Source organism: Candidatus Rokuibacteriota bacterium, from assembly GCA_030647435.1.
Taxonomy (GTDB): domain Bacteria; phylum Methylomirabilota; class Methylomirabilia; order Rokubacteriales; family CSP1-6; genus AR37.
Window position 1 is genome coordinate 1 of the sequence record JAUSJX010000136.1, and the last position, 13,631, is coordinate 13,631.

Here is a 13,631-nt window from a genome sequence, read left to right on the forward strand (position 1 = left end):
AGTCGGTGCGCGTGCTGGGAGACACGCCGTGAAGGTCGCCGTGGTCGGCGCCACGCGAGGCATGGGCCGCGCGCTGGCCCGGCTCATGGCCGAGCGCGGCGACGCGCTCTGCCTCCTCGGGCGAGACGCGGCCGAGCTCGAAGCGTCGGCCCGCGACCTTCTGGCGCGCGGCGCGCGCGGGCCTGTCGCGACCGCGCGCCTGGACCTGGCCGAGCCCGCGGGATTCGCCACGGCGCTCGACGCGGCCGACCGGGCCCTGGCGGCCTTCGACACGCTCGTGGTGACGGCGGGCGACTTCGCCCCGCAGGAGTCGCTCGAGCGCGACCCGGAGCGGCTCGGGCGGCTGCTGGACGTCAACTTCACGGCGACGGCGGTGTTGTGCCAGCAGGCGGCCGAACGCCTGGCCGGGCGGGGCGGGGGCACGGTCTGCGCCTTCAGCTCGGTCGCCGGCGACCGCGCGCGGCGGAGCAACTACCTCTACGGCGCGTCCAAGGCGGGGCTGTCCGCCTTTCTCGAGGGGCTCCACCTGGCGTATGCCGACCGCGGCGTGCGCGTCGTCTGCGTGCGGCCGGGCTTTGTCAAGACGGCGATGACGGCAGGGCTGCCCGTGCCGCCCTTCGCGGGCGAGCCTGACGCCGTGGCGCGCGTCGTGCTGCGCGCGATCGATCGCGGGACGCCCGTCGTCTACGCCCCGCCGATCTGGCGCTGGGTGATGCTCGCCATCCGTCTCCTCCCCCGCGCCGTGATGCGCCGCGTGCGATTCTAGAGGTGAGTGACACGGTGGCGATGACGCGCAGCCGGCCCCCACAGCGGGGACAGGTGAGGACGTCGAGGGCGAACACGCGGGGTATCAACCGAAACGCTCGTGCCTTAGCCCGGATTATGCGTGAACACATGCGCCACCCTCACCCCGACCCTCTCCCTCTCCGAGGGAGAGGGAGGCGTTTTGGTTCCCTCGCCCCCGGAGAGGGCAGGGTGAGGGGGCGGCGAGAACGTGGACAGGGCGTTCGTGAATAACGCAGGTTAGCCGGCCGCCTTCTCGATCTTGCCCCAGGTGTCGCGTAGCCCCACCGTGCGGTTGAACACGGGGCGGCCCGGTGCCGCGTGGCGCGTGTCCACGCAGAAGTAGCCGATGCGCTCGAACTGAACGAGCGCGCCCGGCGTCGCCGCGGCCAGCGCCGGCTCCACGCGGGCCCCCGGAAGAATGCTCAGCGACTGTGGGTTCAGCGCCGTCCTGAAATCGTCCGCGTCATCCGGTTTGGCCTGCGCGAAGAGCGTGTCGTAGAGCCGGACTTCGGCTTCGGCGGCATGAGCCGCCGACACCCAGTGTATCGTGCCCTTGACGCTTCGCCCCTTGCTGTCCCCGCCGAGGGTGGCGGGATCGTACCGGCAGCGCACCTCGATGATCTCGCCGGCGGCGTTCTTCTTGAAGTCGGTGCACTGGACGATATAGGCGTAGCGGAGGCGGACCTCGGCGCCGAGCGCCAGCCGGAAGTACTTCTTGGGGGCATCCTCCCGGAAATCGTCCTGCTCGATCCAGAGCTCGCGGCTGAACGGCACCTTGCGCGTGCCGGCCGCCGGGTCCTCCGGGTTATTCACCGCGTCCATCTCCTCAACCTTGCCCTCGGGATAGTTCTCGACGATGAGCTTGAGCGGGCGCAGGACGGCCATGCGGCGCAGGGCGCGCTTGTTGAGGTCGTCGCGGACGCAGTGCTCGAGCAGGGCCAGCTCGACCGTATTGTCGTTCTTGGTCACGCCGATGCGGTCGCAGAAGTCCCGCAGCGCCGCGGGCGTATAGCCGCGGCGGCGGAGGCCGGCGATGGTGGGCATGCGCGGATCGTCCCAGCCGCTGACGTGCCCACCCTCGACGAGCTGCAGCAGCTTGCGCTTGCTCATCACCGTATGCGACAGGTTGAGCCGGGCGAACTCGATCTGCTGCGGATGGAAGATGCCGAGCGTGTCGAGATACCAGTCGTAGAGCGGGCGGTGGTCCTCGTACTCCAGCGTGCAGATGGAATGCGTCACGCCCTCGATCGAATCGGACTGGCCGTGCGCCCAGTCGTACATCGGGTAGATGCACCACGCATCGCCCGTGCGCTGGTGCGTGGCCTTGCGGATGCGGTACATGACCGGGTCCCGCAGATTGATATTGCCGGAGGTCATGTCGATCTTCGCCCGCAGCGTCTTGGTGCCGTCGGGAAACTCGCCGGCGCGCATGCGACGGAAGAAGTCGAGGCTCTCGTCCACGGAGCGATTGCGATACGGCGATTCCCGCCCCGGCTCGGTGAGCGTGCCACGGTACTTGCGGATCTGATCGCCGGTGAGGTCGTCCACGTACGCCTTGCTCTTGCGGATGAGCTCTTCCGCCCACTCGTAGAGCCGCTCGAAGTAGTCGCTGGCGTAGTAGAGGTGCGCGCCCCAGTCGGAGCCGAGCCAGCGGACGTCTTCCATTATGGCGTCCACGTACTCCTGGCTCTCCTTGGTCGGGTTGGTGTCGTCGAAGCGCAGATGGCAGCGGCCGCCGTAGTCCTGCGCCAGCCCGAAGTCGAGGTAGATGGCCTTGGCGTGGCCGATGTGCAGATAGCCGTTCGGCTCGGGCGGGAAGCGCGTGATCACCTTGCCGCCGAAGCGGCCTTCGCGGTTGTGCGCCTCGACGATCTCGCGGACGAAGTTGGACGCGCGGGTCTCTCCGGCCATGGGGCAAATCGTATCACGGACCAGGTGCCCGTCTCTTCCCCGACCGTGCCGAGGAGGCGCTTGACGGGGGGCACGATCGCGGGCAGCACCATGACGGTGAGCGCGATCACGAGCAGGGCGGTGGCGAGGGGGCGCGTGAAGAGGATGTCGAAGCGCCCGTGGGAGAGGAGCAGGGACTGGCGCATAGGGCGGACAAACGCTGCGACCTCGGCTCCCTCGCCGCGCGAGAGAGCACCGACTGAGCGGGAGGATAACGGGCCACGTTCAAGGGCTCTGCGCATCCGGATTCGAGCGGGCGCGTCCGACGCCATCGACACAACCGGTAGGCGTAAGTGTATGCGGGTGGATACACCAAGTGCTGGACTTGCTTACCAATGGCTTCCACCCGCCCCTGGGCAGCAACAGTGGTGGCGACCAGTCGGATCCCCATCTTTTCCGCTTGACAGCCTCGGCGGGGTGACGCGGTCATTCGGCGGCAGCCCACCGCAAGTGCCGGCCCAGCGGCACGCACGCGTCCACCGGCGCGTGGTCGGGCGGGACCCGATCAAAAATCATCTCGCGCCACGAGATCTCGCGTCCCGGGCCTTCTCCGGGAGGTCGAAAATCAGGGTGTAGAGTCGCCTCAGTAGAAGGGGGGCTCGCCATGCCGATTTATTCGCCTGCTGCTCATCACACCTCGGAGTTGGACCGGCTCGGCGACGAGATCGCCGAGCTGTCCGCGCACCTCGACGCCGCCACCGCGCGGCTTCTCTCCATGATCCGGGAGTTCGACGCACGCGGCGGATGGAACACGGGCTTTCGCTCCTGCGCTGCCTGGCTCTCCTGGCGGGTGGGGCTCGATCTGGGCGCGGCGCGTGAACGGGTCCGGGTCGCGCGCGCCCTCGAGACCCTGCCGCTCGTCGCCGAGGCCCTTGCCCGTGGGCAGGTGTCGTACGCCAAGGTCCGCGCCATCACCCGCGTGGCCGCGCCGGAGACCGAAGCTCGACTGCTGGCGGTGGCGCGCGCGGGCACGGCCTCCCAGGTCGAGCGGATCGTACGCGGCTGGCGTTCGGTAGACCGGCGGGCCGAGGCTCGGGAGACCGCGTTACGGCATGCGGGCCGAGCCCTCCACGTGCACCAGGACGTGGACGGCATGGTGGTCCTCCGGGGGCGGCTCGAACCTGAAGTGGGCGCGCTGCTCATCCAGGCGCTCACGGCCGCGCGCGAGACCCTGTACCAGCGGGCCCGGGTGCCGGACGGGGCGGGTGGGCACGGAGACGTTTCCGCGGAAACGCCCACGAGGGCCCAGCAGCAGGCCGATGCCCTGGCGCTCCTCGCGGAGACGGCCCTGCACCAGGGGCTCGATCCCGGCGCCCCGGGCGAGCGCTACCAGGTGGTGGTCCACGTCGACGCCCAGGCGCTGGCCGAGCCGGATCAGCCGGGCCAGTCGGTCCTCGAGGACGGCGCGCGCGTTTCCGCAGAAACGTCCCGGCGCCTGGCCTGTGACGCCAGCCGGGTGGTGATGCGCCATGACAATGCCGGGCGCCTGCTGGAGATCGGAGCCCGGACCCGGACGATTCCCCCCGCCTTGCGGCGGGCGCTCTGCCACCGCGACCGAGGCTGTCGCTTCCCGGGCTGCGGCGGCCGTGTCACCCAGGGACACCACCTCCGCCACTGGGCGCAAGGCGGCGCGACCACGCTCTCCAACCTGGCTCTGCTCTGTCGCCGGCATCACCGGGCGGTGCACGAGGAGGGCTATCGGGTCGAGCGCGGGCCGGACGACACGCTTCGGTTCCGGCGGCCGGATGGCCGGCCCTTGCCCGAGGTGCCTCTGTCGGCCGCGGTGCCCGCGGATCCGGTCGGCGCGCTCCGGGCGCGTCACGACGGGCAGGGCCTGCGGGTGCACGCGCGGACGGGATGCCCCGGCTGGCTCGGGGAGCGGCTGGACGTGGGTTGGGCGATCGACGTGTTGCACCCGTTGGCCGCGAGACCGAGACCATGTCCGCCACTCGAACAGGGATCGCCACCCGTCAGCCGGGTGGCTGAGCCACCCCCGTTCACCGAGTAGATGTCAAACATTTCCGGACAAGCTATCTTAGCGGCAATGCGACTAACTCCGACTGCGATCAAGGGTTCTCTCGGTATTACGCCCCTGTCTGTCGGTGATCGTCGCGCCGTTCCCCCCAGAAACTGGGCTTGGCGGCCTTTGACGAGTTGTGCTCGTCTCGAAAGCGGGCATACGCCGAGCCGATATCATCCAGAGTGGTGGGGCGGTCAGATCCCGTGGATTTCGCTCACTGATATCCGAGAGCTCGACGGAAAGATTGCCCAAGAGACGAGGGAATATACAAACAAAGAGGGAATCGCGAACTCTTCCGCACGGGTTCTGCCTGTGGGCACGGTAGTGCTGTCTCGCACGGCGTCCGTCGGTTTTGTCACGACTATGGGGCGCGAGATGGCGACCAGCCAGGATTTCGTGAATTGGGTTTGTGGGCCCGATCTCGACCCGCGTTTCCTGGCCTACCTGTTTCGCGCCTCCCGCGCGTATCTCCGTAGTCTCTCGAGTGGAGCGATTCATCAGACGATTTACATGCCGACAGTTGCAGCGTTCGAGGTTTGTCTCCCTGACCTGAAGGAACAGCAGAGGATCGTTTGCTCGTTGGACGAACAGATCGCGGCGGTCGAGCGGGCGCGGGCCGCGGCCGAGGCCCAGCTCGAAGCCGCCAAAGCCATCCCCGCCGCTCATTTCCGTTCAGTGTTCGATGGCCCCGCGGCCCAGGGGTGGACTAGAAGGCGTGTCTCCTCACTCTGTAGAGCCATCGACTACGGCTACACAGCCAGTGCGGACTTCGGAGCGGTTGGGCCTCGCTACCTTCGCATCACCGACATCCAAGACGGCAAGATTGAGTGGGCAAGTGCCCCTGGTTGCCACATCTCCGCCGCGGATGAGAGGTCGAAGACTCTAGCCGACGGTGACATCGTGTTCGCGCGGACAGGGGCAACAACAGGAAAGAGCATTCTGATCAAGCAACCACCCCGGGCAGTATTTGCCTCGTACCTGATTCGCCTCCGACCCACTGACGATGTAAGTCCAGACTATCTGTACTCCTTCTTCCAGAGCGATGGCTACTGGCGGCAAGTCCGGGCGTTGGCACGGGGCGGGGCCCAGCCAAACGTCAACGCCACACTCTTGGGTTCAATTGAGGTCCCGGTGTGTCCGCGGTTAGAGCAGGAGCGCCTTTGCGCGGAACTGGCGAGTAACGAGAGGATCGGGGATGCAGTTCGGCGGGCCTCTGAGCATCAGCTCGTTGCCGTGGATGCCTTGCCGGGGGCCCTCTTGCGGCGGGCGTTCAGCGGAGAGCTTTGAAAGGAAACGAAGGGCCGCTATTAAAGGTAGGGTCTGGTATTATCGCCTGAGGCCATGGACGATAATAGCCTTGGGTGCTATTTGCGGTGGCGAAAAGAGTGGGCGCTGTGACCCGGCCGGCGGCGCCGCCTGGGCACAGGGTGCCGCTCGCTGGCGGGGCGTGGGCTCATGTGCCCGCCCCCTTGCCGCCGGTGCTCGAGTGGACGCCGGCCCTGGTTACGGCCTTGTCAGAGGCGGACCGGCTGATCGGGCGCCTCGCCGGTGAAGGTGGCAGGCTCCCCAATCCGCATCTGCTCATCCGTCCGTTCGTCCGCCGCGAGGCGGTCCTGTCGAGCAAGATCGAGGGCACCCAGGCCACCCTGGGCGAGCTGCTGGCCGCCGAGGCGGGCATGGCGGTGGACCGGAGCCCGGCCGATCTCCACGAGGTGGGCAATTACGTTGTGGCGCTCGAGCATGGGATCGCGCGGCTCAAGACGCTGCCGCTCTCGCTGCGGCTGATCCGGGAGCTGCACGCCAAGCTGATGACCGGAGTTCGCGGGGATCACGCCAGCCCGGGCAATTTCCGCGAGACACAGAACTGGATCGGCAGGCCGGGCTCAGGGCCTGCGCAGGCGACCTACGTGCCTCCCCCGCCAGGGCTGGTGATGTCCTGCCTTGACGCGTGGGAGAAGTTCCTCCATGACCGGTCGCTGCCTCCGCTCGTGCAGATCGCGCTGGCCCACTACCAGTTCGAGGCCATCCACCCCTTCAGAGACGGCAATGGCCGTGTGGGCCGCCTCCTCATCACGCTGTTCCTGGTGGAGCGCGACATCCTGCCCACTCCGCTCCTCTACTTGAGCGCCTTCTTCGAGGCGCGGCGCCAGGAGTACTACGCGCGGCTTCAGGGCGTGCATGCGCGGGCGGAGTGGGAGACATGGCTCGCGTACTTTCTGGAAGGCATGGCGAGCCAGTCGGAGGACGCGCTCTCGCGGGCGAGCCGGATCAACACCCTGCTGGCGAAATGGCGCGACAAAGTCGTGGATGCCGGCCTTCCAGCGGCCGTGCGCCTGCTCGACGTGTTGGCCGAGAACCCGTACTGCACCGCTCGCGGGGCGGCGGCCCGGCTCAAGGTCGCGTTTACGACGGCCCAGCGCGCAGTCGCGAAACTCGAAGAGTTGGGCATAGTGCGACAGGCCAACGAAGCGAAGCGCGACCGCGTCTATTGCGCGACGGGGTTGCTCAAGATCCTCGAAGAGCCTGCGAAGGTGGCGGCTAAGGAGCACGCCTGATGGCACGCGGCGCGCGAAAGAACGGGAACGGCAAGCGGCTGGCAACGCAGCAGTCGGTGGATGCCGTGGTCAAGGGCATCTGCGACATCATGCGGCGGTCGAACTGTGCCGGGGCCCTCCAGTATGTGCCGGAGCTGACGTGGATCCTGTTCCTCCGGATCCTCGACGAGCGGGAGGCGCGAGAGCAGGAGCAGGCGGAGGCGGTGGGTGCGGAGTTCTCCCCGTCGCTCGCCTCGCCCTATCGCTGGTGCGACTGGGCGGCGCCCGATGGGCCGAAGCGGCAGGCCCTCCAGAGCGGCACGCTGGGCGCGGTCTTCGGCTTCGTCCACGGCGAGCTGCTGCCGTACCTGCGCGGGCTGAAGGACAAGCCCGGGGCGAGCCCGCGCCAAAAGGTCATCAGCGAGATCATGTCGAGCGTTGAGAAGACGCGGATCGACACGGAGAAGAATTTCCTCGACGTGGTCGACAAGGTCCACGAGATCAGCGCGGCCTCCGTGGACCCGACCCATGTCTTCACGCTCTCCCAGGTCTACGAGGGCCTCCTGCTCAAGATGGGAGAGAAGGGAAATGACGGCGGGCAGTTCTTCACGCCGCGCGAGGTCATCCGCGCCGTGGTGCGCGTGGTAGACCCGCGGATCGGCGAGAGCGTCTACGACCCCGGCTGCGGCACCGGAGGCTTCCTGGCCCAGGCCTACGAGCATATGGCCGGGCCGAGTAACGAGAAGATCGCCTCGCCGGATCAGTTGGAGACGCTGAAGCACCGCACCTTCTTCGGCCGGGAGAAGGACAATGCCATCTACCCGATCGCCCTGGCCAACCTGATCCTCCACAACATCGACGAGCCGCACATCTGGCACGGCAATACGCTGACGGGGGCCGAGACCTACGGCGGGCTTTTCACCGACGCGCCCGCGCTCTTCGACGTGATCCTGATGAATCCGCCCTTCGGCGGCAAGGAGGGCAAGGACGCCCAGACGCGCTTCGCCTACAAGACGGGCGCGACCCAGGTGCTGTTCCTCCAGCACGTGATCGACAGCCTCAAGCCGGGCGGGCGCTGCGGCATCGTGCTCGACGAAGGCGTGCTGTTCCGCACCAACGAGACGGCCTTTGCCCAGACCAAGCGGAAGCTGCTCGACGAGTGCGACCTCTGGTGCATCCTCAGCCTGCCCTCCGGCGCCTTCGTCAATGCAGGGGCCGGCGTGAAGACCAACCTGCTCTTCTTCACCAGGGGCAAGCCCACCGAGCGCATCTGGTACTACGACCTCTCCGACATCAAGATGGGGAAGAAGAGCCCGCTGACGCTCGGGCATTTCGAAGAATTCTTCCGGCTTTTGCGCACGCGGGGGGACAGCGACCACTCGTGGACGGTGGAGCGGAAGGAGATCGACGCGCGAGGCTATGACCTCAAGGCGGTCAACCCGCACGCCAAGCGCGATGAGGACACGCGGACGCCCGAGGAGCTGCTGGACATCATCGAGGCCAAGGGGCGGGAGGTGGCGGAAGCTTTGGCGGCGCTTCGGGAATTGACGGGAAAGAAGGTGTAGGTGGGGGAGAGGGGAGTGGGAGGTGGCGTGAAGCCGCGCTTGACAGCCCTCGGGCCGATTTAGTATTACTTAACTCGACTTTCGTGTGGCGATAACTGGTCGGGGACGGTCCGATGGAGGGCGGCGGGTGAAGACGCAGCTCACGCTCACGGTCAACGGCGAGGTGCGGGACGTGATCGTCCCAGCGCACAAGACCCTGCTCGAGGTCCTCCGCGAGGACCTCAACCTCACCGGCACCAAGCATGGCTGCGAGCTCGGGGAATGCGGCACCTGTACCGTGCTGGTGGACGGCGTGCCCGTGCTCTCGTGTCTCGCGCTGCCCGTCGAGCTGCAAGGGCGGGAGATCAAGACCGTCGAGGGCATGGCCGAGAACGGCCACCTCCATCCGCTCCAGCAGGCCTTTGCCGAGCTGGGCGCCGCCCAGTGCGGGTACTGCACGCCGGGCATCCTGCTGACGGCCGAGGCGCTCCTCGCCGGGAACGCCGCGCCGACACGCGACGAGGTCCGCGAAGCCCTCGCGGGCAACCTCTGCCGCTGCACGGGCTACACGAAGATCCTCGAGGCCGTGGAATTGGCTGCCCTGAGAATGCATGGCAGTGCGAGCCGAGGGACGGCCGAGGTGCCGAAGGCATGAGCGTCACGAGGCGAGCAATTCACGAAGGCCGCGCATGAACACCAGCAAGCTCTCGGTCATCGGCCAGTCGCTGCCCAAGATCGACGCGTGGGCCAAAGTTACCGGCGAGACCAAGTTCGCCGACGACATGGTTCTGCCACGGATGGCCCACGCCAAGCTGCTGAGGAGCCCGCACCCCCACGCGCTCATCAAGCGCATCGACACCGCGCGCGCGGCCGCGCTCCCCGGCGTCTACGCTGTCATCACGGGGCACGACCTGCCGCGGGTCAAGTTCGGCATCCTGCCGGTCTCCCAGGACGAGGAAGCGCTCTGCGTCGAGAAGGTCAGGATGGTCGGCGACGCGGTCGCCGCCGTCGCCGCGGTGGACGAAGAGACGGCCGATCGGGCTGCGCGCCTGATCGAGGTCGAATACGAGCCGCTCAAGCCACTCATGTCCATCGAGGAGTCGCTGGCGAACCCGGACGTGCGCATCCACGAATACGGCGACGGCCCGAACGTCCACAAGGCCGTGTCGCTCCAGTTCGGCGACGTCGAGGCCGCGTTCGCGGGCTCGCACCTCGTCCGCGAGGACGTCTTCTTCTTCGAGGGCAACACGCACCTGCCGATGGAGCAGCACGCGGCCGTGGCGCACTGGGGGCCGGACGGCAAGCTGACCCTCTGGTCCTCGACCCAGACGCCGCACTACGTCCACCGCCTCCTCTCCAAGATTCTGGACGTGCCGCAGGCGCACATCCGCGTGGTGGCCGCGCCGGTCGGCGGCGGCTTCGGCGGCAAGCTCGATCCGTTCGCCCACGAGATAGCGGCGTGCAGGCTCTCCCAGCTGACGGGCCGGCCGGTGAAGATCACGCTGACGCGCGAGGAGGTCTTCTACGTCCACCGCGGCCGTCACCCGGTGCTCATGTGGATCAAGACAGGTTTCAGGAAGGACGGCGCCATCACCGGCATGCACTTCCGCTCCTGGCTCGACGGCGGCGCGTACGGTTCCTACGGCGTCGCGTCCACCTTCTACACGGGCGCGCTCCAGACCGTCACCTACAAGATTCCGGTCTACAAGTTCGAGGGCGCGCGCATCTTCACCAACAAGCCGCCCTGCGGTCCCAAGCGCGGCCACGCCACTCCGCAGCCGCGCTTCGCCGTGGAGTGCCAGATCGACAAGGCCGCCGAGCAGCTGGGTCTCGATCCGGCCGACATGCGGCGGCGCAACCTGACGGAGCCGTTTACCAAGACCGCCAACCATCTCACGGTCAGCACGACGGGGCTCGGCGAGTGCATCGACCGCGTGGTCGAGGCCTCGGGCTGGCGGGAGAAGCGCGGCAAGCTCCCGCCCGGGCGCGGCATCGGGATCGCGTGCTCCTCGTACCTCACGGGCGCGGGCAACGCGATCTACTGGAATGACATGCCCCACTCGGGGGTCGTGCTCAGAGCCGATCGCAGCGGGCTCGTCGCCGTTCTCTGCGGCGCCACGGACATCGGCCAGGGCTCGGACTCGGTCCTGGCGTATCTCGTGGCTGAGGTGCTGGGCATCCAGCCCAAGGACATCCGCGTGCACCCAGCCGATACCGACCTCACGCCCGTGGACCTCGGCTCCTATTCCTCGCGCGTGACCCTCATGGCTGGGAACGCGGCGATCCAGGCTGCCACGCGCCTCCGCGACAGGATCTTCGAGGCCGCGGCGAAGAAGCTCGAGGTCGCGCCGGACCAGCTGGCCGCGCGCGATCGCCGCGTCTTCGTCGCGGACGACCCGGACAAAGGGATGAGCTTCGCCGAGGCAGTGGTCTTGGGCGAGAGCATGCACGGCGTGCTGGCCTTCCCCGGCTCCTACGCGCCGCCCAAGCGTGCGGGCAAGTACAAGGGCGGCGGCGTCGGTCCCTCGCCCTGCTACTCGTTCACCGCGTGCGTGGCCGAAGTGGACGTGGACGTCGAGACCGGGGAGGTCAAGCCGAGAGAAATCTGGATCGCGCACGACGTCGGCCGCGCGCTGAACCCGCTGCTGGTCGAGGGGCAGGTCGAGGGCTCGGTCTACATGGGGCTCGGCGAGGTCCTGATGGAGGAGCAGGTCTTCAGGAATGGCGTCCACAAGGCACCTTCGATGCTGGAATACAAGAGCCCGACGACGCTCGAGACGCCGGAGATCCACACCATCCTGATCGAGACCGACGACCCCGAGGGCCCATTCGGCGCCAAGGAAGCGGGGCAGGGGCCGCTCCTGCCCGTCATTCCGGCCGTCGCCAACGCCGTCCACAATGCCGTCGGCGTGCGCATCGACGAGACCCCGATCTCGCCGGACAAGGTTCTGAAGGCGCTCGACCTGAAGCGGCAGGGCAAACCCGCGCGCATCGGGCCCGACAAGCTGCCGCTCTTCAAGTTCCCCGAGCCGCGGGCGGTCGAGTCGGCCTTCGGGCAGCCCGCGGAAAAGATCGCCGAGAGGCCCTTCGGCCCCCAGAGGCCCTTCGGCAAATGATGCGCCTGCCGCCGTTCACGTACCTCGCGCCGGTCTCGGTCGGCGACGCGGTGAAGCTCATGGCCGACCACGGGCCCGAAGCCATGTTCGTGGCGGGAGGCACCGATCTCTACCCGAACATGAAGCGCGGCCAGTTCGAGCCGTCGGTGCTGGTTGGGCTGCGAGGCATCCGGGACATCTCCGGCGTGAACGGGTCGGCGAAGACCGGACTCACCATCGGCGCGGGCACGACGCTCAGCGCCGTCTCGTCCCATGCGGAGGTCGCCCGTCACTACCCGGGGCTGGCGACGGCCGCGGGGCTCGTGTCGAGTCCGCAGATCCGCAATATGGGCACCCTCGGCGGCAACGTCTGCGTGGACACGCGCTGCAACTACTACAACCAGTCCTACGAGTGGCGGAAGGCCGTCAACTTCTGCATGAAGAAGGACGGCGACATCTGCCTCGTGGCGCCCAGTAGCTCGCGCTGCTGGGCCGTGTCTTCGTCCGACACGGCGCCGATGCTCTGGAGCCTCGGCGCCAGCGTCAGGCTCGCGGGGCCGAAGGGCGAGCGCGTCATTCCCATCTCGGCGCTCTACCGGGACGACGGCATCCAGTACCTGAGCAAGCAGCCGGGCGAGGTCGTGACCGCCATCGTGCTGCCGCCCGCGGACGGCTGGCGCTCGACTTATCTCAAGCTCCGCCGGCGCGGGTCGATCGACTTCCCGATTCTCGGCGTCGCCGTAGCGCTTCGCATGGACGGAGACACGGTGAGAGAAGCGGCGATCACTCTCGGCGCGATTGCCTCCCAGCCTCGCCCCACGCCTGCTGCCGCGGCACTTCTCGTCGGCCAGCGCCTGACGCCGGAGCTGATCGACCGTGTCGCCGATGCCGCCTTCAAGCCGTCGAAGCCCCTCGACAATACCGACCTGACGCACCCGTATCGCAAGAAGATGACGCGGGTGTTCGTGGCGCGCGCGCTCCGCCAGCTGGCGGGCCTGTGACCGCACTCGGAGCCCGCATCAAAGGACTGCGGGCGGAGCGGGGGCTCCAGCAGCGGCAGCTCGCCGAGAAGGCCGGCATGACACCGAGCATGGTGTCCCAGATCGAAGCGGGGAGGTTGACACCCTCGCTGCCGACGCTGGGGAAGCTCGCGGCCGCCCTGGGCGTGCCGATCGCTTCGCTCTTCGAGCCCACGCCACACGGGCGGCTTCACGTGAGCCGGAAGGGCGAGTACCCGGTGGTCTCCTTCGACGGGACCACGGAGAAGTGGCACGTGCTCGGCGCGGGGCTCTTTCAGGGTAAGATCCGCGCTGTGGTCTCGACGCTCGGTCCGCGCGCCAAGGGCGTCAAGACCGACAAGGTCGTCATCGATCCAGGCCAGATGAAGCTCTTCTACGTGCTCGAGGGCAAGGTCGCGCTGCATTACGATGGCAGCTCCCAGCAGCTCGAGGCAGGGGACAGCGCCTACCTCGACGGCGGGACGCCCCACGGCTGGGAGAACCTCGGGCCTCGGAGCGCGAAGGCGCTCTGGGTGATCTTGGGTTAAAGCAAAGTTGGGGGCTAGCCCGGATTATGCGTGAACACATACGCCACCCTCACCCCGACCCTCTCCCTCTCCGAGGGAGAGGGAGACGCTTTGATCCCCTCGCCCCCGGAGGGGGAGAGGGACAGGGTGAGGGGGCGCATAGGACGCGGAACACGC

Annotated in this window: 10 protein-coding genes; 9 read left to right on the forward strand and 1 reads right to left on the reverse strand. The window is 67.9% G+C overall.

The window, feature by feature from the left end:
* A partial coding sequence (locus tag Q7W02_24085) for an SDR family NAD(P)-dependent oxidoreductase (GenBank protein ID MDO8479213.1) occupies positions 1-766 on the forward strand: 766 nt, incomplete at its 5' end.
* A gap of 257 nt (positions 767-1,023) precedes the next feature.
* Here the strand turns inward: Q7W02_24085 and Q7W02_24090 are convergent.
* A complete protein-coding gene (locus Q7W02_24090; GenBank protein MDO8479214.1) occupies positions 1,024-2,697 on the reverse strand; it encodes a glutamine--tRNA ligase/YqeY domain fusion protein in 1,674 nt (557 codons plus the stop codon).
* 643 nt (positions 2,698-3,340) lie between these two features.
* Here Q7W02_24090 and Q7W02_24095 point away from each other — a divergent pair.
* From Q7W02_24095 to Q7W02_24130, 8 genes are all read left to right on the forward strand, one after another.
* Positions 3,341-4,744, forward strand: a complete 1,404-nt coding sequence (locus Q7W02_24095; GenBank protein ID MDO8479215.1) for a DUF222 domain-containing protein — start codon at positions 3,341-3,343, stop codon at positions 4,742-4,744.
* Between the two features lie 36 nt (positions 4,745-4,780).
* Positions 4,781-6,043 carry a restriction endonuclease subunit S gene (locus tag Q7W02_24100; GenBank protein MDO8479216.1) on the forward strand — a complete coding sequence of 421 codons (1,263 nt, stop codon included), beginning with the start codon at positions 4,781-4,783 and terminating at the stop codon, positions 6,041-6,043.
* Positions 6,044-6,213: 170 nt separating this feature from the next.
* Positions 6,214-7,311, forward strand: coding sequence for a Fic family protein (locus Q7W02_24105; GenBank protein MDO8479217.1), 1,098 nt, complete (start codon positions 6,214-6,216; stop codon positions 7,309-7,311).
* Positions 7,311-8,855 carry an N-6 DNA methylase gene (locus Q7W02_24110; protein MDO8479218.1) on the forward strand — a complete coding sequence of 515 codons (1,545 nt, stop codon included), beginning with the start codon at positions 7,311-7,313 and terminating at the stop codon, positions 8,853-8,855. Before Q7W02_24105 ends, Q7W02_24110 begins: the two co-directional genes overlap by 1 nt.
* Positions 8,856-8,982: 127 nt before the next feature.
* Positions 8,983-9,489 (forward strand): (2Fe-2S)-binding protein, encoded by a 507-nt coding sequence (locus Q7W02_24115; GenBank protein MDO8479219.1) that lies wholly within the window; start codon positions 8,983-8,985, stop codon positions 9,487-9,489.
* 34 nt (positions 9,490-9,523) lie between these two features.
* Entirely contained in the window at positions 9,524-11,950 is a 2,427-nt protein-coding gene (locus Q7W02_24120) for a molybdopterin-dependent oxidoreductase (GenBank protein ID MDO8479220.1), read from the forward strand.
* On the forward strand, positions 11,947-12,930 hold the full coding sequence (locus Q7W02_24125) for a xanthine dehydrogenase family protein subunit M (protein ID MDO8479221.1): 984 nt from the start codon (positions 11,947-11,949) through the stop codon (positions 12,928-12,930). Before Q7W02_24120 ends, Q7W02_24125 begins: the two co-directional genes overlap by 4 nt.
* On the forward strand, positions 12,927-13,475 hold the full coding sequence (locus Q7W02_24130) for an XRE family transcriptional regulator (GenBank protein MDO8479222.1): 549 nt from the start codon (positions 12,927-12,929) through the stop codon (positions 13,473-13,475). The genes Q7W02_24125 and Q7W02_24130 overlap by 4 nt, the downstream gene beginning before the upstream one ends.
* Positions 13,476-13,631: the final 156 nt, after the last annotated feature.